We start from the raw sequence: 21707 nt of genomic DNA, 5'->3' as shown, positions 1-21707 counted from the left end.
ATCTGCCGCAGCAGACAGATACTGGAGCAGGCGGCGGTTGCGCCATTCATTTTTCAATCGATTTCGGGAATGGAAGGCGAATTTTCGAGGGGAGTGAACATGCGATGCCGGACTGGTCGTATCAAACGATCTTTCGCCCGCTGCTGTTCCGCCTGCCGGCGGAAACGGCCCGCGATATCACCTTGGGCGCGATGGGAACGCTGAGCCGTCTGCCCTTCGGCCAGCTGGTCATCCGCACGCTCGGCCATATGGAGTTCAGCGGCGCGCTTGTCAGCGACAAGCTCGGTTTTCCGGTCCGTTACCCGGTCGGCCTCGCCGGACCGGTCGACCCGCGGCTTACCGCCCGCAAAGCGATGTCCCCCTTCGGCTTCGGGTTCATGGAGATCGGGCCCGTCACGCCCGAACCCTGCGGCGAAAACGAAGAAGTGCGGCTGTCTCCCCGCGAGGAAGCGATCTTCTACCCTTCTCCCTTCCGCAGCGAAGGGATCGACCGAATCGAGCGGCGGCTAAGAAAATCGCGGCCTTCCGCCCTGCCGAATATCGTGCGGATCACCCCGATGCCCGGGAGCGGCCCGGAGCAGGCCGCCGGGCAGCTGCTCGAGCTGATGCGCCGGCTCGAGCCGTACGCGGCGGCTTTTATCGTCGACGGCTGCGTGGAGGCGGGGGAGCCGGAGCGGACCCGGCGTTTGCTGCGCGAGCTTAGGGCGAAGCTGGCCGGGACGAACGATTCCCCTTCGAACGGCAAGCCGCTGCTGCTCGCCCTGCCGCTGCAGCCGGATGCGGAAACGCTGGCGGCCGCGGTCGATGCCGTACTTCATGCCGGCTGGCGGGGCTTCTATATCGCGGACGGCATCTATAGCGGCGGCGGTTTCGTCGTCTCCGGCGAAGCCAAACGGCCGGGGCTTGAGCTGCTGCGCCGCTTGCGCCTGCTTGCGGGAGAAGCGCCGGCGGTGCTGGCGGCATGCGGCGTGCACGAGCCGCAGGACGCGCTCGAGCTGCGCAAGGCCGGCGCCGACGCGGTATTGCTGCACAGCGGGCTGGTATATGCCGGCCCTGGCTTGCCGAAGCGAATTAACGAGGCGCTGATCTACGAAACGGAGCAGTCGTCCCCGGAGGATGACGACCGCCGTGCGAAGCCCGGCTTCTTCGGCGGCTGGGGGTGGATGACGCTGCTCGGCCTCGGCATGATCATCGGCGGCATTCTGGCCTGGATCGTCGCGTCGACGAGCGTCATGCTGCCCTACGACGCCGCCTTCCTGGGGGAGGACCGGTCCGAGCTCATCCGGGCCAATCCGCGGCTGCTCGGCTTTATGTCCCACGACCGCGTCACGCTCGCGGGGACGATGATCTCAATCGGCGTGCTGTATGCGATGCTCGGCCGGTACGGGCTTGGCCGGGGGCTGCATTGGGCCAAAACGGCGCTGCTCGTTTCGGGCATCGTCGGCTTCAGCTCGTTTTTCCTGTACCTCGGCTACGGCTATTTCGATCCGCTTCATGCCTTGGCGGCCGCGCTGCTGCTACCGCTTTTCGTCCTCGCCATGCGGGGCCGCGCCGAACGGGCGGTGGACCGCCTTCCCGCGCTGACGAACGGCGGTGTCTGGAAGCGGGCTCTGTGGGGCCAGCTTTGCTTCGTCGCGCTCGGCGCCGGGCTTGGAATCGGCGGGATCGTCATTGCCTTGGTCGGCATCACGAACGTCTTCGTGCCGGAGGATCTCATGTACCTGTGCACCTCCGCCGACACCTTGCGGCAGCTGAATGAGCGGCTGCTTCCGCTCATCGCTCACGACCGGGCCGGCTTCGGCGGCGCGCTGTTCTCCGATGCGGCGGCGCTGCTGGCGACGGCCCTGTGGGGCGTGCAGGAAGGCCGGCGCTGGCTCTGGTACATGCTGCTGGCGGCGGGAACGCCCGCATTTGCCGCGGGGCTGTCGGTACATCTGTCGATCGGGTACACGAATTTCTTCCATCTGCTCCCGCTGTATGGGGCGCTGGCCGTCTACATCGCGGGGCTGATTCTGCTCTATCCGTATTTGACCCGGCGGCCCCTATCGTCCGCTCTAGGGACGGACCGGTAATCGCCGGCGTTCAGATGGCAGTCCCTTAGAGAGCCGGCCCTTCGATCCTCCGGTGTGTAAGAACACAGGAACAGGAACGCGCGGGGTGTTCAACCGCCAGAATCCAGCGTCTCGCTATTACGCCAGCCCTTCGGCATCAGCTGCCGAAGGGCTGGTTTTTTTTCGGCTGCTTGCCGGCTTAAGGCGGCGTTCAATTGGGTTTGGTTTATATGAATTAAGTAATATTATTGCAATTGAATATCTACACCTTCTCTTAAGCGGCTTACGACCAATAGATTAATGAATTTATAATTATATTAATACAAGTATTTACATGGCAGGAGCAATGTGCTATTTTAGATTTCGGAAACGTTTTCAATTCGGTCCGATGCGAAACCTGACGATTTTATTTATTCGAGGGAGGTTGCAGGATGAAGAGATTTTTGGCGGGATTTTTAATTTTGACCATGGGGTTTCTGTTGTTCGGATGCGGCAAATCTTCCACGGCTACCGGGGCGAAAACGAGCGTCATGGACGGGGGAGCGGGGGATAAGGCGACAACGCTCAAATATTGGACGTTCGTCGAGCTGCACGGGAAGCATTTCGAGTCGATGCTGAAGAAATGGAACGAAAAATACCCGGACCGGCAAATCAAGCTGGAAGTATCGGTCATGCCTTACGACGATATGCATAACAAGCTGTCGATCGCCCTTCAAACCGGCCAGGGCGCGCCGGATATCGCGGATATCGAGGTCGGCAAATTTCCCGATTTTCTGAAAGGCACTCCGCAGCTCGAAACGCTGAACGATATCGTGGAGCCTTATCGGGATTCGATCGTCAAGTCCAGGCTCGATCTCTATACGAAGGACGGGAACATTTACGGCATTCCGACCCACGTCGGCGCCGCAATGGCGTTCTACAACACCGAAATTCTGGACAAGGCCGGCGTGAATTACAAGGACATCGTCACCTGGGACGATTACAAAAAAGCGGGCATCGAGGTATACAAAAAAACCGGCGTACATATGGGCACGGCGGACACAAGCGCATCCTGGCAGGAATCCATGATGCTGGCGCAGCAGGGAGCCGACTATACGGACGACAAGGGCAACCCGATCGTCAACTCGCCGCAAATGATCAAGGGCCTCACGATCCTGAAGGATTTGCAAAAAAATAACGTCATCGCCACGATTGCCGGCGGACAGCCGGATACGGAGGAAGCGTACGGCGAATTCAACACCGGCAAATACGCGAGCATGATGATGCCGTTCTGGATCATGTCCCGCTTCGTCAATTACATGCCCGATCTGAAGGGCAAGATCGCAATTGCGCCGATCCCGGTCATCGAGAAGGGAATGCCGACCTCCTACGGCGGCGGCGGTACCGGCACGGTCGTTACGAAATCGTCGAAAAATATCCAGCTGGCGAAAGACTTCCTGGCCTTCTCCAAATTGACGGTGGATGCCGAGATCGTCATTTGGAACACGCTCGGCTTTGATCCGTCAATACGAAGGTTTGGGACATGAAAGAGGTAACGCATAATCCGAACAACCAGTTCGTGCAGTACTTCGAGAACAACCCGTTCGACGTATTGAATCAAATTAAGGACGGTATCCGGCTGATCAAGTCGACTCCCGCTTCGCCGACGATCAACAACGTGCTGGACACGACGACGCTTAACGAGATATTCGAAGACGGCAAAGATGTCAAGCAGGCGCTGGACGAGGCGCAGGACCAGATTGTGCAGCAGCTGAAGTAGGGGAACGCCGGCGGCGCGCGCGGGCCGCCCTGCCGCAGGGCGGCCGTATTCCAGGATAGAGAGGAGATGGACGGAGCATGGTCAAACGGTTCCTCTACTCGCAAAAGGTCGCTCCTTATATATTTGTGCTTCCGTTCGTATTGATTTTTCTGGTGTTTTGGCTGTATCCGCTGCTGAACTCGGTGGAAATGAGCTTTCAGCAGACGACGCTGGGCCAGCCGGCGCAGTGGATCGGGACGGACAATTACGCCAAGCTGCTGGGGGATACGATCTTTCTGAAGGCTGTCGAGAACAGCGCGCTTTATATGGTACTGACCCTGATCATCCTCATTCCGTTTCCGATGCTGTTCGCCGTGTTCATCAACTATAAATTTATGTGGGGCAGAGAGTTTTTCAAATCGGCCTTTTTCTTTCCGGCGCTGACATCGGTCGTCGTGGCGGGCACCATTTTTCGGCTGATGTTCGGGGAAATGGACGGCTCGCTGATGAACAGCGTGCTGAAGCTGTTCGGAGCGGGGCCGGTCAAATTTCTGAAGGAGCAGTCGACAGGCTTCGTCGCGCTTGTTTCCTTGGCGGCCTGGCGCTGGACCGGCGTTAATATCCTGTATTTTCTGGCGGGACTGAAAAACATTCCGGACGAATATTACGAGGCCGCCTCCATCGACGGCGCCTCCTCGTTCCAGAAGTTTACCCGCATCACGATGCCGCTGCTGAAGCCGACCACCGTCTACGTGCTCACGATCAGCATTTACGGCGGGATGGCGATGTTCGTCGAGAGCCTGATGCTGTGGAACGGCAACAATTCGCCCAAAAATATCGGGCTGACGATCATCGGCTATTTGTACCGGCAGGGCATCGAGAAAAACGATCTGGGCTACGCCGCCACCGTCGGAATCGTGCTGCTGCTGGCGACGATGATCGTGAACCTGACGCAGCTGACCTTTACCGGCCTGTTCAGGAAGGAGGAATAACGTGGAACAGAGACAGCGCATCGCCCAAATCCTGCTGCTTGCGATGTTTGCGATTCTGAGCGTGCTGGTCATCCTGCCGTTCTATGCGATTACGATCGCTTCCTTCAAGCCGGGGCAGGAGCTGATCCGGTACGGGCTGAATTTGAAGCTCGATTTCTCGGTTATGACGCTTCACAATTTCGTTTTCTTGTTTACGGGCGACAATTCGTATTTCGTCTGGTTTTTCAATTCCGTTACGCTGACTGTGGTGCAGGTCGCGCTCACGCTGCTGGTCAGCTCCGCCGTGGCGTACGGGTTTGCCGCTTACGATTTTAAGGGAAAGAACGTCCTGTTTATATGCGTGCTGATGATCATGATGGTGCCGTTTGAAATTTTGCTGCTGCCTCTGTATACCCTGACCTATGACCTGGGGCTGATGAATACGTACACCGCGATCATCCTGCCCGGTGTGGCCAGTGCAGGCACCATCTTCTTCTTCAGGCAGTATTTGATCGGCGTCCCGAAGGAAATGATCGCGGCCGGCAGGGTGGACGGCGCGAGCGAATACGGGATTTACGTTCGTCTTATTGTGCCGGTCATGAAGCCGGCCTTCGCGGCGATGGGGATCCTGAATGCGATGCAAAGCTGGAACAACCTGCTGTGGCCGTTCATGGTGCTGAGCGATCCCGGCAAATATACGCTGCCGATCGGTCTGAAAACGCTGCTCACGCCTTACGGCAACAACTACGATTTGCTCATCGTCGGTTCGTTCTTCTCGATTTTTCCGATCTTCATCCTGTTCCTGGCGTTCCAGCGCTATTTCGTCGACGGAATGACCGCGGGGGCGGTAAAAGGTTAGCCGCCTGCATTCTTCTGCTCCCCGCTCGGGCCGATGGTTCGCGCGCATTTTTCGGCGATTTGCAAAAAATTGACCAGCAGTTGGGAGCGGTCCGATTTGCGCCAGGCGATGCCCATGGCGATTTCCGGCAGCGAGCTGCCGAGGCTGATATAGCTTACGTGCTGCGTATGAAGATTCATCGCCGAAATGGGCACCATGGCGACGCCGATTCCGGCCGCCACCAGGCTGATGACCGTTTGAAACTCCAGCGCCTCCTGCACGATATTCGGGTGAAAGCCGGCCTCCATGCAGGTGCCCAGCACGACGTCGTAGAAGCCGGCCCACGTTTTTCTGGACAGCATGACAAACGGGGAGCCGGCGAAATCCGCGAGGCTGAGCGGGCTTTTGCGGGCGAGCGGATGGGTATGCGCTACGGCAATTACCGACGGCGACGATGCAAGAATGGACGTCGATATGGAGTCGTCCGATACGGGCGGCCGCAAAATCGCGACATCGATCCGGCCTTCGCGCAGCGCTTCGATCTGGGCCGGCGAAGACAGCTCGGAGAGCGACAGCTGCACGGCGGGGAACAGCGACCGGTATTCCCGGATGACGGCCGGCAAAATGTCGTACGTGGCGGAGCCGACGAACCCGACCGCCAGGGAGCCGAATTCGCCCCGGTGCGCGCGCTGCGCGATTTCGGCGGCCTGCTCGATGCCGGCCAATATTTTTCGGACCTCGATCAGAAAATATTTGCCCGCTTCCGTCAGCGCGACCCTGCGGTTCGTGCGATGGAACAAAACGACGCCGAGCTCATGCTCCAGCTGCTGAATCTGCATGCTGAGCGGGGGCTGGGTCATATTCAGCCGCTGCGCCGCTCTGCCGAAATTAAGCTCCTCCGCAACCGCCGCAAAATACTCCATGTGCCGGATTTCCAATGGGTTTCTCCTCCTGTACGATTCGCGCTGCGAATTGTTTATCATGTAATTATATATTAGACGCACTTATTATGCCGGATATACAATACTCCTTGCAAGGTGATTTCGACACATCGAAGGAGGAGTAAACCGTGAGCGATACGGCGCAGAAGAACGGCTGGACGGCGGCAGCCCGTCTTTACGAATACTCGAAGGCGGCGGACCCGGTCGGATCCGGGACGATCAAGCCGGTGGCCATGAAGGAGTTTTCGCCCGGCTTATATGCCGGCGGTCCTTCCCGGATCGTACCGCTCGATCTGTCCGCGGAGCTGGGAACCGGTTATCCCGCCACCGCCCCGTCGCTGCTGGCGAATTTCGTTCGCATTCTCGCAGGGGAGAGCCTGAAAACGAATCCGAATGCCACGAGCGAGCTGTATTATGTCATCTCCGGCAAAGGGCATACCGATATCGGCCGCGATCAAGTGAGCTGGAAGCAGGGCGATTTTATCGTGCTGCCGACGGGCTTTGCAAGCGTTCATACCGCGGAAGAGGAGACCGCGCTTTATTACGTGGTCGATACGCCGCTGCTTCAATATCTCGGCGTCACCGCCGACAAGCCGCGCTTCCGCCCGACTCTGTTCTCGGGGGACGAGGTTCGCGCCGAGCTGAAGCGGATCGCGTCGGCGCCGGGAGCCACGAGCAAAAACCGGCTTTCCGTACTGCTGAACAACGAGGAATTCGAACAGACGCTGACGGTGACGGAGACGCTGTGGGCGATGTACGGGCTGGTGCCGGCGGGCGAGGTGCAGATGCCTCACCGGCACAATTCGGTGGCGCTCGATTTTATCGTCGATTGCAAGCCGGGCGTGTATACGCTGGTCGGTGAACAGATCGACCGGAAGACGAAGCAGATCATCGACCCGGTGCGCGTCGACTGGGAACCGGGCAAAGCGTTCGTGACGCCACCGGGCTTGTGGCACGCGCATCACAACGAATCCGGGGAAGAGGCATACGTGCTGCCGATTCAGGATGCGGGGCTGCAAACGTACCTCCGCACGCTGGATATCCAGTTTCTATTCCGCGATTGATGAAGGACCATGAAACCGGCCGTCCTTTTTTGCGCGCGAAATCTTAAGGCAGCCGGGGCCGGCGAAGCGCTGAGCAGCCTGCGGCGCGATAACCGGGCCGACTGCGATACGTATGTGTTCGAATGTCTGAACCGCTGCATCGAATGCGGGAAAGCTTCGTTTTGCAAAATTCGCATGAACGTGATCCAGGACCCGGACCGGGAGCGTTTCCTGCGAAGGATCCGCGAAACAATCTCGAAATAAGGAACGATGCCCTTACCTGCTGCCCGGGTAAGGGCATTTTTCATGCGCCGGATAGGGCGGAGGAAACCGGTACATGCTAAAACCGGTATTTTGTGATTGGGGATTGATATACCCTAATGGGGTATGGTATGATTGCGAGCAAGGGAGGGTTGATATGGAGCAGCACGACGAACAAGAACTTCATCTCGATACCGGTTCCGCTCAAGAGCCGGAGCACGTTCACAGATCGGATGACGCCTGCCGCACCGAAGCGGGTGAACGCAGAAGCCATCATTCCGAGAAAGTCAAAAGCAATCTGACATCGCGTCTTAACCGGATCGAAGGCCAAATTCGCGGACTGAAGGGCATGATCGAGCGGGACACATACTGCGACGACGTGCTGAACCAGATTGCGGCCGTCCAATCCGCGCTGAACAGCGTCGGCAAGCTTCTGCTCGAGCATCATATGAACAGCTGCGTCGTCGAGCGCATTCAGGAAGGGGATCATGAGGTTATTAAGGAACTGATGATTACGATGAACAAATTAATCAAATAAAGGAGAGACGGAGCATGCAAAAGACGACTTTTCAAGTGGAAGGAATGTCCTGCGGCCACTGCGTGAATGCAGTGGAAGGCGCGGTGAAGAAAGCCGGCGCATCCGGCAAAGTCGATTTGAATGCAGGATCGGTCACGGTGGAGTACGACGAATCCAAAGTAACGCTGGCTGCGATTAAAGAAGCGATCGAGGACCAGGGGTACGATGTCGCGAAGTAACGGGGCTGCGTGACCGTTTTTTTTACCGGCCATGGACAGGGAGGCTTCTCTATTTGATCGAAGAGAAGAATCGTGTTCCGCTGCCGGAAGACGGCGTCAGCCGTTTCTTTTTGTCTTCAATATACCCCATATGGGTATTTTGGATGACGATAACGAGGTGGGTCAGCATGAAAAACAGCCGGATCAGCAGACAACGCTTCAAATTGCCGGGATGACCTGCGCGGCTTGCGCCAATCGGATGAGAAAGGGCTGCGGAAGCTGGAAGGGGCTGGCGAAGCGACGATGGCGCTCCGCTCCTTTTCGGTCGTGCTAAACGCGCTGCGGCTCAGCGGGTGAAGCTATGCAATTCTTTTCGAACGGGGTATCTTGCAATTCAGCCCTTCGGACGACGTTTATAAATCCGAAAATCCGGCAAGCCTTACACCGAACGTATAAAAATGGCTGCCGGCCGCAGCGAGGCACCTCAGCGGAACGTTTACGCCGGAGGGACGGGGCGGGCGAGTGCCCGGACTCGTTTTTGATGGCGATGCGTGCGCAACTATATATTAAAAAGCTTTCATCAGTCGTGAACACGCTATTGTTCTGCACAGGATTTTCATAAAGTACGGGGGGAGAAGAAAAATTTTGAAAAACGATTTAAGAAAGGGTGTGACATCATGAAAAAAAAGCTGTTGATGCTGATCGTCCTTGCCGCCGTTCTCACGCTGAGCGCATGCGGGAAGCAGGCCGATTCCGACAAGACGTCCGATGCCGGTAACGGAAGCGGGCATTCGGATATGGGGAATATGGAGAGCATGGATATGAATCATTCCGGCTCCGGAGCGGTGCCACAAGGGTTAATGGAGGCTAAACATCCGACGTTTAAGGCGGGAGATCACGTTGTCATCCATGCCGATCATATGGAAGGGATGAACGGCGCCCAAGCTACCATCGACGGCGCGTACGATACGATCGCCTACGCAGTCACTTATACCCCGACAACCGGCGGCGCGAAAGCGCCCGGCCATAAATGGGTCGTGCAGCAAGAAATCAAAGGCGCCGGTAGCGAGCCGTTGAAGCCCGGGACGGCCGTTACGCTCGAAGCCGATCATATGGAAGGCATGAACGGCGCGCAGGCGACCATCGATTCCGCCGAGAAGACCACCGTCTACATGGTCGATTACACGCCAACGACAGGCGGCGAACCGGTCAAAAATCACAAGTGGGTCGTCGAAAGCGAGCTTTCGAAAAACTGAATCCGTATGCAAAAGACCGGGGGCGATATTCCCCGGTCTTTGAGCCGATTTCATCGCCGTTACCCGCGAGAGTGTCACGAAACGAATGGGCCGAAAACATGCCTTAAATCCATGCAGCCCGGCGGCAAGCCGGGCTTATTCGTTTTCGCCCGAACCCGGTTCAACCCGGCTCCTCCGTCCACTCCACGCTGCGCAGGAAGCGCCGCTTAAACAACTCCGCGATGAAATCCGCGACATGCTCCGGCTTCACGATCACTTTGTAGACAAGGTTTGGATAGGCGTAAAACAGCACATCCGTAAAATCGTCGTTATGCTCGAACGTTTCCTTCACCCGGTTCAAACGGTCGCCGTACGGCGTTTCCCGCAGCAGCCGGATCGTATATTCGACGCCGTCGTCATAGGGCGTTTCGCGGATGTCGACCGCATCCGGGTCGAATCGGTAGTTCAGCATATGTCCGGGCCTCCTTTTTCAGATTAAATACCTGAGATAAATGTAAACAGCCGATAATGCAATCGAAAGCAGCATAAGCGGGAACCCGATTTTCAGATACGGCAGAAACCGGATCGGGTGGCCTTCTTTGCCGGAAAGCCCGGCGACGATCAGATTCGCGCTTGCGCCGATCAGCGACCCGTTGCCGCCGAGACATGCGCCAAGCGCCAGGCTCCACCAGAGCGGCTCGAGATTGTCGACGCCCATTTTTCCCATTTCCTGAATAAGCGGAATCATCGTCGCCACGAACGGAATGTTGTCGAGGAAGGCGGAGGCGATGGCGCTGAGCCACAGAATAAGCATTGAAGCGGCCAGCAGGTCGCCTCCGGTCCATTCGATCGCGCGGACGGCCAGCTCGTCGATGACGCCGGTCTCGATCAGCCCGGACACCAGCACGAACAGTCCGATGAAGAAGAAGATCGTAGTCCATTCGACGCGGGCGAACGCCTGCTCCATAATGTGCTCCCCCGTCAGCAGGAGAAGCAGGAAGGCGCCTGCAAGCGCCACCGTCGCCGATTCGAGATGCAGCGTCTGATGCAGGAAAAAGCCGAGAATGGTCAGGCCCAGCACGGTCAGCGACTTCTTCAGCAGCTTGCGGTTCGTGATCAGCGCGGTCGCATCCTGCTCCATCAGGCTTCGTTTCCGCTCGTCCGTCGTACGAATCTGCTTTCGAAACAGCAGGATGAAGAGCGGAATGTAAACGAGCAAAATGATGGCTGCGATCGGCGCCAGATTGACGATGAAATCCATGAACGACAGCTCCCGGACGGCGCTGCCGATCATAATGTTCGGCGGATCGCCGATCAGCGTCGCCGTTCCGCCGACATTGCAGGCGATAATCTGGCTGATCAGAAATGGGACCGGGTTTACCCGCAGCTGCCGCGTGATGCTGAACGTCACCGGCACCATCAGCAGCACGGTCGTCACGTTGTCCAGGAAGGCCGAGCCGACGGCCGTAATCAGTGCGAGCGCGGTCAGGATGCGCAGCGGCTCGCCTTTCGCTTTTTTGGCGGCAACCACTGCGATATACGCGAACAGACCGGTTTCCGCCGTAATGCCGACGATGATCATCATGCCGATCAACAGCCCGAGCGTATTGAAGTCGATGTGATGCAGCGCCGTCTCCTGATCGACAATGCCCAGTACGACCATCAGGATGCCGCCGATCATGGCGACGATCGTCCGGTGAATCTTCTCCGTCATGACGAGCGCATAAATAACAAGGAAAATTCCGATTGCCCAATAAGCCTGCTGCTCCATACATGCCCCCCATTGAACGAATAATGTTATTTTGCCCAAAAAAGACAAAAAGAGCCCGCTGTTGGCAGGCTCCTCCGGTACTGCATTCGTATGATGTTGTTCATGAAAATTATATACCGCCGCCCAAGGGGATGTAAAGCCGGGCCGCGGCCCGGCATGTCCCTATTTCGCCTTTACCTGGACCCAATCAAGCCCCGAGAAGTCCCATTGCTGCAAGTTTCTTGGTTCCGGTTACCGGGGAACATCCGCATAAGAAGCATCCGCACAGGACAAGAAGCATCCAAACCTTCATCATGGATCGTCCTTCCGCATTTTAAAACTAAGACGTGGTAACGAAGCAAAAGGTTTCCAGATAGCCGCCGAATAGTTCTCAAACAGAAGCTCAAACTAACCCATGTTAAACCTAATTTGGCAACCATGGAGGTCGCATACAGCCTATGTATTTCTATAAAGAAGACCTGATCAACCTGATTGTGCCGGACAAGCCGGATCCTTCGGCGGCCCGGGTCATTCAGGAAATTCTCGGCGGCCGCTTCGGCGAAATGCGCACGATGATGCAGTTCTTTTTCCAGAGCAACAATTTCCGGGGCAATGCGCTTCAGTACCGCGACCTCCTTCGCGGCATCTTTCTGGAGGAGCTGAGCCATGTCGAGCTCGTTCAGCATACGATCAACCAGCTGCTGACCGGCACCGGAGAAGAAATGCCGGGCAATGCGGGGACCGATGCGGCTCCGCTGGACGAAGCGGTGAAGCATGCGAATCCGCACCATTTTATCGTCGGCGCGCAAAGCTCGCTGCCGGTGGATGCGGCCGGCAACCCGTGGATGGGCAATTGCGTGTACAACCACGGCAACCTGATCACGGACCTGCTGAATAACCTGATGCTGGAATCCACCGGCGTGCTGCAAAAATCGCGGATTTACGAAATGAGCTCGAACAAAACGTTCCGCGAAACGCTGGCATTCCTGATCGTCCGCGACAACGCCCACCAGAATGCGTTCGCCAAGGCGCTTGAGACGCTCGGCGTCGACTGGGGCAGGCTGTTCCCGGTCCCGAACTACGATCTGAACAAATATCCGGAGTGCCGAAAGTATGTGGAAATGGGCTTCCACAACGCCCAGTTCAACTTCCGCCTCGATCAGACGCGGATTGGAGAAATTTTCACCGGCGAATCGCCGAGCCGCGACGACGGTACCTTGCAGGTCGTTCAGCCGCCGGACGGGTATCCGCTGCCCGTCATGCCGGAGCTGCCGAGCGAACACAGCCCCGGATTGTACGACCTGAATCAATAAAGCGAATCTTCGGAGGGGAAGCGGATGCGCTTCTCCTCTTGCTTTTCTCGGTTGCCTTGCTTAAAATTCCAGCGTCCCAGTTTGGTTCATTTTATCGCGATGCCAAAGGATCGCAAAAGCAAAATCCCGCCTTCGAGAGCGGGATTATTTGTGCGGGTTGTATTCTTTTTCATGGGAAGCAGACACTCCCGATTCGATCTTTACCGCTGGGATCACGGTCATATGAAGCCGCACGAGTCAGAGCTTTTGCACCATATTCTCACGGGAGGCGAGCAGCTCCGCATGGACCAGTTTTAAATTATACTGGTGAAAATGATGAATACCGATCGCGATCGGCTGGCCGTCAAACAGGAAATCGTCGCCGGATTGAACGATTTCCTCCACGGTTAACCCGCGTTCGATGCCGTCGCTTACAAGCTGTACGGCCCGGTTCAAATAATCGCTGGATATGTCGATACGCCGCTGAATTTCCCGACGGCCTAAAGCCGCCGGGCCATGCTGCGTGATCACCGTATCGATGGCATGCGTTTCAACGATCTCGCTAAACAGCGATAGCGTGTCCATATAGGCGCGGTATGACGCAAACACAAAGGGGAATTCGACTTCCGACAGATAGTCGCCGACAATGGCGGTTTGGCCGTAAATCGAAACCAGCCCGTCCCACGTGTGCCCCTGAGCGTGGTAGAACGTCATCTTTCCCATCTGCTGACCGTGACGGACCTTATCGTCGATCGGAACGCGCGGCATTTTCCCCGTCCACTTCCGGTCGACGTAGAACTCGCTGTCGAATTTCTCGACCTTCCCGATATGATTCATTTCATTGGATTCATCCCACTTGCCGGAAGCGATAACGGTATATCCGGGGAACTCAAAAACGCCGGCGATGTGATCCCAGTCGGAATGCGTGAGGATCAAGTATTTTTTCCGGTCCGGCGTCTCGAAGCTTCGGGCGAGCTCCCGGATTTCGCCGATTTCGTCGGGAAAATAGCAGGGGTCGAACACATAGATGGACGCTTCGTCGACCAATACGACACATTGCAGCTTTTGGATGTGGCCGGTTCGGACGTACACGCCGGGGCGCAATTCGTGAATCATGTTAACACGCTCCTCTTTTTGACCTATGGGAGATCTAACGGGATGCCTTTTCAACATAAATCGGCCTCCCTTCCCGTCGGCTCACAATTTATTTGAATCGTACGTGGCTCTGGCGCTCGCAGTAAATTTCTTCGCTTCGCCGACCCGGGCCGACAACGCCGCGTAAAGGGCACCGGCAACCAGCGGACCGACAAACGGGCTAAGATCCATTCCGGACAGCACATGGGTGGAGAAGGGGCTTGCCCACAAGGTGGAATTGGCACACATGAAGGCAGCCGCTGCGCCGACAATAAGGGCGGCAAAAGCTTTCCCGTTAACGCCGGAGGAATACCAGTATCGGCTGGACGGATTCAGGGTGACCAGATCCGCGCTGTAATAGTTTCCTTTATGGATCCAGTGATGCACCAGATAGATGCCGGTCCAGGGGCCGATAAAGACGATGGAGAGACTTAAAAATTGGACGAAAAAATCAACGAAGCCGGGACTGAAGAATAGCGCGTAGCAGCCGACGCCCACCGCTAGAGCCGCGTCGATTACGACGGATATATAACGCTTCATCCGAATGCCTATGGCGAGGAAGCTCATAGCCGAGCTGTACGAGTTCAAATAGTTGTTGGCCACCTGGCCGAGGATGATCACGAGCAGAAAGGGGATGGCGAACCATGTCGGCAAAACGTTTCCCATCGTCGAGACCGGGTTGGCGCTAAATGCGGAGCCGTTGATGAAGGTACCCAGCAGAACCCCGATGGACTGGAAAAGAAGCGATGCAATGCCGCCGCCGATGCTCGTATACCAGACGATCGCTTTCGGGTTCGTCTTCGCGTTCAGGTACCGCGAATAATCCGCCGCGTAGTTGGTCCACGTCATGGAAGTCGACATGACGCCGATTGCGGCGGCAAGCACAAGGGTCGGAACGAGTCCTGCGGCTGCATAGCTCGAAGCGGCCGGATGGAAGCTAAAATCGACTTTCGGCAGCAGCAGCAGAGTCATGACGATGGCCAGTACCCCGACGGCATAAGACAGATACCGCTGCACGACAAGCACCAGGGCGTGCCCGATAATCGGGACGCTGAACGTAAGAACGACAGCGACCAGAACCCCGATGAGCGTAGGTCCCGTTCCGGTCGCAGGAATTCCGATTTTCGAACCGAGCCCGAGCAGCGCGTCGACGGTAAGCACAATCGTCACGCTTTCCCATCCGACGAGGTTCAGCCAGCTTAAAAAGGACGGCACCGCATTTCCTTTCACGCCGAACGAAGCCCGCGAAATCGCCAGCGTAGCCGTACCCGCGCGCGGGCCAGGCGTACCGCATAGTCCGACCAAAACAAAAGTAAGGCTGCAGAACAAACAGATGGCCAGCGCTTCAACCAAGCTCAGCCCTAACGTCGTATACAGCTGCCCCACGATTACCCCGCTAATGGTTAATTGCCCGGCCATCCACACCCAAAACAGCGACCGTGGCGTTCCGTACCGGTCTTGTTCGGGCACGATGTCAATACCGTACTTTTCCATTTGAAACGCGCCCGCTTTCTCCGCCTCCAAGCTCATGATCATCACCCCGCGAAATAAAATGTTTCGTAGACCGTAAATCGTTTCGATCATGCTGTGCCGAAAAGGACTAAGCCGGCCTTCGATTGTTTCGAAGATCAGCTGCGGGCCGCTGCTGTTGTCAGCTGCCCGATCGTTTGGTTCGTTTCCGTCAAGGCCTCCCGCTGCAGGTAACGAATGGCACGGAGCGACGCTTCATGCGCTTCCCTTGTGGAGCCGCTCACCGCATCGGCGACCACTTTCAGAAAGTAATTATGCTGGTGCGCATCCGCGCACGTGTAATGCACGCAGACGTCCGTCATGAAGCCGCAAACGATCAAGGTCCGCACCCCGAGCCCTTTCAGCAAAATTTCCAGATCCGTTGCGAAAAAGGCGCTGTATCTCCTTTTCACGATGATATACTCGCCCTCCAGCGGACGAAGCTCGTCGACGATATCGACATCTTCCGAACCTTCGAGACAGTGAATGCCTTCGGCGCCGTCCAGCTCCCTTCCAAAGTCCACCAGACTCGGCCTGTGCATCTCCTGAGTCTGAATGACCGGAAGCTTAGCTTCGCGCGCGGCTTCCAGCAGCCGCCTAATGTTGCCGATCGCTTCGGAAGCGTCAAAAACATCGTTCATAAACCCTTTCTGAGCGTCGATAATCAACAGCGCAGCGCTGCCATGCCCATCGTTCATTTCGAAACCTCCCATCGATTTGGTTTGACCGTACCGATTGCTGCCCGCATCATGCCTGACCATCTCCGGTTCCATGGATCCGTCACATCCGTTCACATTCTTGCGGGAAAATAAAAAAGCCCGGGGAAATCTCATTGAGATCTCCCGGGCTTTTTCCCCTCCGTGTACACGTCGGACGGACGTGCGTTTTCTCTCGGACCAGCCGGCTCTTCCAGCAAAAGAGACGCGGAACCCTAGAAAACTGACATGAAAATATGCGGTTTCATAAAACCTGCTCTTAATTTAGCATGGGCCGGTTTTATATGTCAATATATATTACATGAATTTGTTTAAAAATGGATATAATTTGTTTGGACACAATAAATACTTACCGTAATATGTTAGTTATAGATGATGTCTGATGATGTGCTCATTTGACTTGGAATATGCCTCTGACCCTTGCATAAATAAAGAGGTACGGAGGCAAGCCAGAACAAATCATTTCTTCCCCCGCGGGAACTTATAGAAGAGGGGCATGCCGCTAGACCCGGTGCGCTTTCCGGTAATGGGAAGGCGTCATGCCGCGTTTTTGACGGAAAATGCGGCTCAAATAAAACCCGTTTTCGTAGCCGCACGACTGCGCGATCCGGTCGATGGTCAGCTCCGTTTCCGCGAGCAGCCGGCATGCCCGGGCGAGGCGCTGCTCCGTGACGAAGCCGGAGGGCGTCATGCCGTAGGCGGTCCGAAACCGCCGGGTCAGCTGAACCGGCGTGAGACGCAGGGAATGGGCCAACTCGCCGAGATCGATCCGGCCGCAGGCATGTTCAAGCATGAACTGCCTTGCCATGTACATATCGGGATCGGTGTCCGCGCGGTCCGTCTCCTCCGACCGAAGGCTTCGCTCCATCTGGAAGGCGGCGAACAGGTCGGTCAGCAGATGCTGCTGATACAGCCGGAAGCCGGCGTTTCGTTCCCGCGCGAGCCGCTGCAAATACCGGTAGTCCGACGTCAGACGGGACGTGTCGGACAACGTGATTTTGCCGAAAGGAAGCGGCCCTTCCCCGGAATTTCCGTCCTCCGATTCCAAGCTGCCCGTGTGCAGCGAAAAATGAAAGAAGTGAAACGAGAGCGGGTCCAGCACTCTGCGGTGAAACCACGTATCCGGCGGGCACACGACCAAATCGCCGAATGCCGCCTCGCCTTCGCTTCCGCGGATCGTATAGGCGAACCGTCCTTCCTGAACGGCGAACAGGGTCCAATACGGGTAGAGATCGCGGTCCAGGGCGAACCGCTCCTTCCGGTGCCAGTAGACGTGCGAAACCAGCTTTACGGCTGAAAATCCGGCTTCCATACTTGCCCCACCTTTGAAATAACAGATATGTCATATCGTAACAGGGTGTATGTTATTTGCAAAGAGGGTGAGCTAATATGAAATCAAGGATATGAAATTTAGGGCAGAGGGAGTGTGGAAGGTGAAGCGGGAAGTCGTACAATCGGATATTACGGTGATCGGCGGCGGGCTTGCAGGCGTTTGCGCGGCGGTAGCCGCCGCCCGTTTGGGCAGGACGGTCTCGCTTGTTCAGAACCGCCCGGTGCTCGGCGGAAATTCCAGCAGCGAGGTGCGGGTCTGGGTGTGCGGGGCGACCGCCCACGGCACGCAGCGTTATGCCCGGGAAACCGGGATCATGGGGGAAATGTTCGTCGAGAACCAGTTCCGCAACAAGGACGGCAATCCGTATTTCTGGGACCTGGTCGTGCTGGAGACGGTGCGGGCGGAGCCGAATATCCGGCTGTTCCTGAATACGGACGTGCACGAGGTGGAGGCGGACGGCGGCGAGAACGACCGGACGATTCGCTCCGTTACCGGCTGGATGATGGGCTCGGAACGCCGGATCCGTTTTGAAAGCGGATTCTTCCTCGACTGCACCGGCGACGGGCTGGTCGGCTTTCTGGCCGGCGCCAAGCACCGGGTCGGCCGCGAGGCAAGGGACGAATATAACGAAGAGTGGGCTCCCGAGCAGGCGGACGGCATTACGCTCGGCAGCACGCTGCTTTTTTACACGAAAGATGCGGGACATCCGGTCGCCTACCGGCCGCCGAGCTTCGCCAAGGACATTACGCAGACGTCGATTCCGATCAAGCGGGTCATCCGCAGCGGCGACAACGGCTGCGCCTACTGGTGGATCGAATGGGGCGGCGAGCTGGACACGGTCCATGACAACGAGCGCATCCGCGACGAGTTGTGGGCGGTTATTTACGGCATTTGGGACTACATCAAAAACTCGGGCAAATTCGACGCCGACCGGATGACGCTGGAATGGGTGGGCTCGATGCCCGGAAAACGCGAGTACCGGCGGTTCGTCGGCGATTACGTGCTGAACCAGAACGATATTATCGCCCAGCGCGAATTCGAGGACCGCGTCGCCTTCGGCGGCTGGTCGATCGACCTGCATCCGCCGCAGGGGATGTATTCAGTCGAAAGCGGCTCCAAGCACTTGTATTCGGACGGCGTTTATCACATCCCGTTCCGGTCGCTTTATTCCGCCAATGTCACTAATATGCTGATGGCCGGACGGGATATCAGCGCTTCGCACGTCGCCTTCGGCACGACGCGCGTCATGGCGACCTGCGCCGTCATCGGCGAGGCCGCCGGCACAGGAGCCGCGCTCTGCGCGGCGAAAGGCGTCACGCCGCGGGAGCTGCACGCCAGGCATATGCGCGAGCTGCAGCAGCTGATGCTGAAGCAGGACGCTTCGATCATCGGCCTGGGCAGCGAAGATCCGGCCGACCTGGCCCGGATGGCCGGCGTAACCGCATCCAGCACGCTGACGAGGCTGGCCGTGGAAGAGCCGTCGGAGGCGTATCCGCTGAAGACCGACGTCGGTCTGCTGCTGCCCGCCGACCCGGAAATTGCCGGCATCGAGTTTCTGGTGGATGCCGAAGAACCCGCGGCGCTCCGGGTGGAGCTGTGGGATACCGGGCGCGGCGAGAACTGCGTGCCGCATGCGCTGCAGGCGGAAGCAGCGACGCACGTTGCGAAGGGAGCCGGGCAGTGGGTGAGGCTGGACCTCCGCTGGAGGCCGGATACTCCGCGGAACGCGTTTCTGATCGTAAAAGCGGGCGAAGGGCTGTCGCTTCATCTGTCCGCGGAGCCGCAGACGGGCGTGCTGACCTTTATGAAAGGGCCGAAGCCGATCGTCTCGTCGAATCTCGAGGACCATCAGCCGGATCAGCCCGTCGTCCAGTGGAGCATGCGGCCGCTGGTGCGGAAGCCGTTCTGCTTCCGGCTGCTGTCCGAAACGCAGGCGTTCTCCCCGCAAAAAGCGGTCGACGGCTATCACCGCCCGTATGCCGGACCGCACATGTGGTCGTCCGCCGCAATGTCGTCCGATCGGCCGGAATGGCTGGAGCTGAGCTGGCCCGCGCCGGTCAACATCGGCTCCGTGCACCTGACGTTCAACGACGACGTGAACGAGGATCTGATCAATCTGCATCATCATTCGACGCCGTTCGAGGCGATTCCGGAGCTGATCCGGGACTACGGCGTTCAAGTTTACGTCGGCGGCGAATGGCGAACAACCGCCGAAGGGCGGGACAATCACAAACGCAAGCATGTGCACGTCTTCGATTCGGCGCTTACCGCGGACCGGATCCGCATCGCGGCATACGCGACCAACGGCTGCCCGCGCGCCGAAATCGTCGAGGTTCGCGTCTACGAATAGCATGACGCCAGGCTGCTCAAGATGGTTCTGCCTCTTTCGGCGGAACCATCTTCTTCTTATTTCCAAATGCAAACATCTTCGTCGCTATTTGGTATAGTGGTGCATATATGCTTGCAACAAGCATGGCGTGCATAACATATAATAATGCAAGCGTTTTCGTAAAAGGAGTGCAGCTTGATGAAAAACGAATCGATGACCGTGCTGGTAGTAGACGACGAACTGCCGATCCGCGAGGAGCTGCGGCTGTTCGACTGGGCGTCCCGGGGCGTAAGCTGGATCGGCGAGGCGGACAACGGCGAAGAGGCGCTGAGGCTGTGCCGCAGCCGCACGCCGGATATCGTCATCACCGACATCACGATGCCGGCAATGAACGGCATCGAGCTGGTTCGAAGACTGAAAGAGGAGCTCCCGCGCACTCAGGTCATTCTGCTGACCTGTCATTCGGAGTTCAAATATGCGCAGGAGGCGGTCGGGCTCGGAGCGGTCGAATATTTGCTCAAGGTCGCGATGGACGACGACGATCTCGCGCGGGCGCTGCAGAAGGCGAAGGAAGCGGCAAGCCGGGCCTGGTCGCTGGAGCGGGAAGCGGCGGACCGGCGGCGGCGGGACGTTTCGGAGCAGCTGCTCCGGCTTCTTGCCGGGCCGGCCGGGCAATGCGCGGATGCGGACGCTGCGCTGGAAGCCGCTCTGCAGGCGCTGCCCGTCGGCCGGCGGCCGCAGATCGCCGCGCTTCACGCCGAGACGGGCAGCCGCGGCCGCGGCTTGACGGCTCGCGAAATCGAAGACCGGCTGACGCCGCTGGAACGGCTCCATTCGTTTGCATGGATTCCCGCTTCGGACGGCATCTACTGGCTGCTCTTCGAGACGCAGAGCGAAGGCCGGCCGCTGCCCGGCGCATACCGCCGTCTCGAGGCGATTATCGAAGCGCTGCAGAGCTCGCTGGATGAGCGGCATGCCTTTCCCGGCGGCGCGGACCGCCTGCATGCCGTCGCGGGAGGCTGCGCCCGCCCGGCCGGCCGCGCCTGCACCGGGGGCGCCGGCCCCGCAAGCGGCGCGGGCGAGCTCTCCGGTCTGCTGCGCGGCGTCTGCGAGAAGCCGGCCGCGGCGTTCTATGACGGCGAACGCCGCGTATTCACCGTGCAGGCGGAGCTGCCGGCTCCGCTGGACGACCGGGCCGGGAAGGAGCTCGCCGATTTGCTGGACGGGGCGCGGTGGGACCGGGAGCAGCTGGCGCGGACGATTCGCGGCGGCTGGCTGCAGCTGGCGATGCGGCGGCGCATCGATCCCGGGGAGCTGAAGGCGTTCGCCGCGGATTGGATGAGCGCCTGGCGGCGAAGCGAAACGCCGCTTGAACCGGGATGGAAAGGGGCGCGGCGGATCGAAGCCGCGGCAACCGCGGCCGAGCTGGCCGAGGCGATGATCCATGAAATCGAAACGGCAGGCGGCGGACGGAAAGCCCGGCTGGAAATCGCGGAGGCGAAGCGGTACATCGAGGCGAACCTGAAGCAGCCGCTCACGCTGGCGGTCGTTTCCGCTCAGGTCGGGCTGAGTCCGCATTATCTCAGCAAGCTGTTCCGGGAAGAAACCGGCATCCCGTTCAACGATTACGTCACCGGCAAACGAATCGAGCGGGCGGCTTATCTGCTGCGGAACACGGCGCTGCGGGTATACGAGGTGGCGCAGGAGGTCGGCATTCCGAGCTACCGGTATTTTGCCGGCGTTTTTCGCGAGGTGACGGGCGTATCTCCGACCGAACTGAAGAAATCCGCCCAGGAGCAAGGACGGCCGGGCGAGCGGAACGGCTGAGGAG

19 protein-coding genes, 1 pseudogene and 1 riboswitch are annotated in these 21707 nt (G+C 58.1%); of the genes and pseudogenes, 12 read left to right on the top strand and 8 right to left on the bottom strand.

Features of this window, described 5'->3' with window-relative positions; translation table 11 throughout:
• The first annotated feature begins 104 nt into the window (after positions 1-104).
• The 4 genes and pseudogenes from PD282_RS23365 to PD282_RS23350 all read left to right on the top strand — a co-directional run bounded on the left by PD282_RS23365 (position 105) and on the right by PD282_RS23350 (position 5619).
• The gene (locus tag PD282_RS23365) at positions 105-2072 is read left to right on the top strand and encodes a dihydroorotate dehydrogenase (protein WP_274653673.1); all 1968 of its coding nucleotides are present in this window, start codon (positions 105-107) and stop codon (positions 2070-2072) included.
• A gap of 446 nt (positions 2073-2518) precedes the next feature.
• Positions 2519-3810: pseudogene (locus PD282_RS23360) on the top strand (ABC transporter substrate-binding protein).
• A 77-nt stretch (positions 3811-3887) separates the two neighbouring features.
• Positions 3888-4781, top strand: a complete 894-nt coding sequence (locus PD282_RS23355; RefSeq protein WP_274653671.1) for a carbohydrate ABC transporter permease — start codon at positions 3888-3890, stop codon at positions 4779-4781.
• A 43-nt stretch (positions 4782-4824) separates the two neighbouring features.
• A complete protein-coding gene (locus PD282_RS23350) occupies positions 4825-5619 on the top strand; it encodes a carbohydrate ABC transporter permease (protein WP_274655434.1) in 795 nt (264 codons plus the stop codon).
• Here the strand turns inward: PD282_RS23350 and PD282_RS23345 are convergent.
• Entirely contained in the window at positions 5616-6536 is a 921-nt protein-coding gene (locus PD282_RS23345) for a LysR family transcriptional regulator (protein ID WP_274653669.1), read from the bottom strand. The genes PD282_RS23350 and PD282_RS23345 overlap by 4 nt on opposite strands.
• A gap of 131 nt (positions 6537-6667) precedes the next feature.
• On the opposite strand from PD282_RS23345, the gene PD282_RS23340 reads away from it, so the two are divergent.
• From PD282_RS23340 to copZ, 4 genes are all read left to right on the top strand, one after another.
• Complete coding sequence (locus PD282_RS23340; RefSeq protein WP_274653667.1) at positions 6668-7603, top strand: cupin domain-containing protein; 936 nt, start codon at positions 6668-6670, stop codon at positions 7601-7603.
• A gap of 9 nt (positions 7604-7612) precedes the next feature.
• Positions 7613-7846: a DUF1450 domain-containing protein gene (locus PD282_RS23335; RefSeq protein WP_274653665.1), complete on the top strand. Its 234-nt coding sequence runs from the start codon at positions 7613-7615 to the stop codon at positions 7844-7846.
• A 154-nt stretch (positions 7847-8000) separates the two neighbouring features.
• Positions 8001-8381 carry a metal-sensitive transcriptional regulator gene (locus PD282_RS23330; RefSeq protein ID WP_274653663.1) on the top strand — a complete coding sequence of 127 codons (381 nt, stop codon included), beginning with the start codon at positions 8001-8003 and terminating at the stop codon, positions 8379-8381.
• Positions 8382-8395: 14 nt separating this feature from the next.
• Positions 8396-8599: a copper chaperone CopZ gene (copZ, locus tag PD282_RS23325; RefSeq protein WP_274653661.1), complete on the top strand. Its 204-nt coding sequence runs from the start codon at positions 8396-8398 to the stop codon at positions 8597-8599.
• Positions 8600-8648: 49 nt separating this feature from the next.
• On the opposite strand, the gene PD282_RS23320 is transcribed toward copZ, so the two are convergent.
• On the bottom strand, positions 8649-8801 hold the full coding sequence (locus PD282_RS23320; protein ID WP_274653659.1) for a hypothetical protein: 153 nt from the start codon (positions 8799-8801) through the stop codon (positions 8649-8651).
• A 454-nt stretch (positions 8802-9255) separates the two neighbouring features.
• Here PD282_RS23320 and PD282_RS23315 point away from each other — a divergent pair, with 454 nt between their 5' ends.
• On the top strand, positions 9256-9834 hold the full coding sequence (locus PD282_RS23315; protein ID WP_274653657.1) for a YdhK family protein: 579 nt from the start codon (positions 9256-9258) through the stop codon (positions 9832-9834).
• A gap of 160 nt (positions 9835-9994) precedes the next feature.
• Here the strand turns inward: PD282_RS23315 and PD282_RS23310 are convergent, their stop codons facing one another.
• Together PD282_RS23310 and PD282_RS23305 are read right to left on the bottom strand one after the other, a co-directional pair.
• Positions 9995-10285 carry a hypothetical protein gene (locus PD282_RS23310; RefSeq protein WP_274653655.1) on the bottom strand — a complete coding sequence of 97 codons (291 nt, stop codon included), beginning with the start codon at positions 10283-10285 and terminating at the stop codon, positions 9995-9997.
• A gap of 18 nt (positions 10286-10303) precedes the next feature.
• Positions 10304-11584, bottom strand: coding sequence for an ArsB/NhaD family transporter (locus tag PD282_RS23305; RefSeq protein ID WP_274653653.1), 1281 nt, complete (start codon positions 11582-11584; stop codon positions 10304-10306).
• Between the two features lie 437 nt (positions 11585-12021).
• Here PD282_RS23305 and PD282_RS23300 point away from each other — a divergent pair, with 437 nt between their 5' ends.
• Positions 12022-12876, top strand: a complete 855-nt coding sequence (locus PD282_RS23300; RefSeq protein WP_274653651.1) for a manganese catalase family protein — start codon at positions 12022-12024, stop codon at positions 12874-12876.
• 237 nt (positions 12877-13113) lie between these two features.
• Here the strand turns inward: PD282_RS23300 and PD282_RS23295 are convergent, their stop codons facing one another.
• The 4 genes from PD282_RS23295 to PD282_RS23280 all read right to left on the bottom strand — a co-directional run bounded on the left by PD282_RS23295 (position 13114) and on the right by PD282_RS23280 (position 17526).
• Entirely contained in the window at positions 13114-13971 is an 858-nt protein-coding gene (locus tag PD282_RS23295) for an MBL fold metallo-hydrolase (protein ID WP_274653649.1), read from the bottom strand.
• Between the two features lie 81 nt (positions 13972-14052).
• A complete protein-coding gene (locus PD282_RS23290) occupies positions 14053-15519 on the bottom strand; it encodes a purine-cytosine permease family protein (RefSeq protein ID WP_274653647.1) in 1467 nt (488 codons plus the stop codon).
• Positions 15520-15617: 98 nt separating this feature from the next.
• Complete coding sequence (locus PD282_RS23285) at positions 15618-16196, bottom strand: cysteine hydrolase family protein (RefSeq protein ID WP_274653645.1); 579 nt, start codon at positions 16194-16196, stop codon at positions 15618-15620.
• Between the two features lie 139 nt (positions 16197-16335).
• Positions 16336-16444: riboswitch (guanidine-I (ykkC/yxkD leader) on the bottom strand.
• 272 nt (positions 16445-16716) lie between these two features.
• Positions 16717-17526, bottom strand: coding sequence for an AraC family transcriptional regulator (locus PD282_RS23280; RefSeq protein ID WP_274653644.1), 810 nt, complete (start codon positions 17524-17526; stop codon positions 16717-16719).
• 121 nt (positions 17527-17647) lie between these two features.
• Here PD282_RS23280 and PD282_RS23275 point away from each other — a divergent pair, with 121 nt between their 5' ends.
• Together PD282_RS23275 and PD282_RS23270 are read left to right on the top strand one after the other, a co-directional pair.
• Complete coding sequence (locus PD282_RS23275) at positions 17648-19897, top strand: FAD-dependent oxidoreductase (protein WP_274653642.1); 2250 nt, start codon at positions 17648-17650, stop codon at positions 19895-19897.
• A 177-nt stretch (positions 19898-20074) separates the two neighbouring features.
• A complete protein-coding gene (locus PD282_RS23270) occupies positions 20075-21703 on the top strand; it encodes a response regulator (RefSeq protein WP_274653640.1) in 1629 nt (542 codons plus the stop codon).
• The last annotated feature ends 4 nt before the right edge of the window (positions 21704-21707 follow it).

The sequence above is a fragment of the Paenibacillus humicola genome (assembly GCF_028826105.1).
GTDB classification, from domain to species: domain Bacteria; phylum Bacillota; class Bacilli; order Paenibacillales; family Paenibacillaceae; genus Paenibacillus_Z; species Paenibacillus_Z humicola.
The sequence above is the reverse complement of the archived record's forward strand: the minus strand, read 5'-3'. Positions and strand labels throughout refer to the sequence as shown.

Bases quoted from the DNA above. Each gene is read 5' to 3' on its own strand.
- PD282_RS23365 (WP_274653673.1), top strand. From the start codon at position 105: ATGCCGGACTGGTCGTATCAAACGATCTTTCGCCCGCTGCTGTTCCGC.
- PD282_RS23355 (WP_274653671.1), top strand. From the start codon at position 3,888: ATGGTCAAACGGTTCCTCTACTCGCAAAAGGTCGCTCCTTATATATTT.
- PD282_RS23350 (WP_274655434.1), top strand. From the start codon at position 4,825: ATGTTTGCGATTCTGAGCGTGCTGGTCATCCTGCCGTTCTATGCGATT.
- PD282_RS23335 (WP_274653665.1), top strand. From the start codon at position 7,613: ATGAAACCGGCCGTCCTTTTTTGCGCGCGAAATCTTAAGGCAGCCGGG.
- PD282_RS23330 (WP_274653663.1), top strand. From the start codon at position 8,001: ATGGAGCAGCACGACGAACAAGAACTTCATCTCGATACCGGTTCCGCT.
- copZ (WP_274653661.1), top strand. From the start codon at position 8,396: ATGCAAAAGACGACTTTTCAAGTGGAAGGAATGTCCTGCGGCCACTGC.
- PD282_RS23315 (WP_274653657.1), top strand. From the start codon at position 9,256: ATGAAAAAAAAGCTGTTGATGCTGATCGTCCTTGCCGCCGTTCTCACG.
- PD282_RS23310 (WP_274653655.1), bottom strand. From the start codon at position 10,285: ATGCTGAACTACCGATTCGACCCGGATGCGGTCGACATCCGCGAAACG.
- PD282_RS23305 (WP_274653653.1), bottom strand. From the start codon at position 11,584: ATGGAGCAGCAGGCTTATTGGGCAATCGGAATTTTCCTTGTTATTTAT.
- PD282_RS23300 (WP_274653651.1), top strand. From the start codon at position 12,022: ATGTATTTCTATAAAGAAGACCTGATCAACCTGATTGTGCCGGACAAG.
- PD282_RS23295 (WP_274653649.1), bottom strand. From the start codon at position 13,971: ATGATTCACGAATTGCGCCCCGGCGTGTACGTCCGAACCGGCCACATC.
- PD282_RS23290 (WP_274653647.1), bottom strand. From the start codon at position 15,519: ATGAGCTTGGAGGCGGAGAAAGCGGGCGCGTTTCAAATGGAAAAGTAC.
- PD282_RS23285 (WP_274653645.1), bottom strand. From the start codon at position 16,196: ATGAACGATGGGCATGGCAGCGCTGCGCTGTTGATTATCGACGCTCAG.
- PD282_RS23280 (WP_274653644.1), bottom strand. From the start codon at position 17,526: ATGGAAGCCGGATTTTCAGCCGTAAAGCTGGTTTCGCACGTCTACTGG.
- PD282_RS23270 (WP_274653640.1), top strand. From the start codon at position 20,075: ATGAAAAACGAATCGATGACCGTGCTGGTAGTAGACGACGAACTGCCG.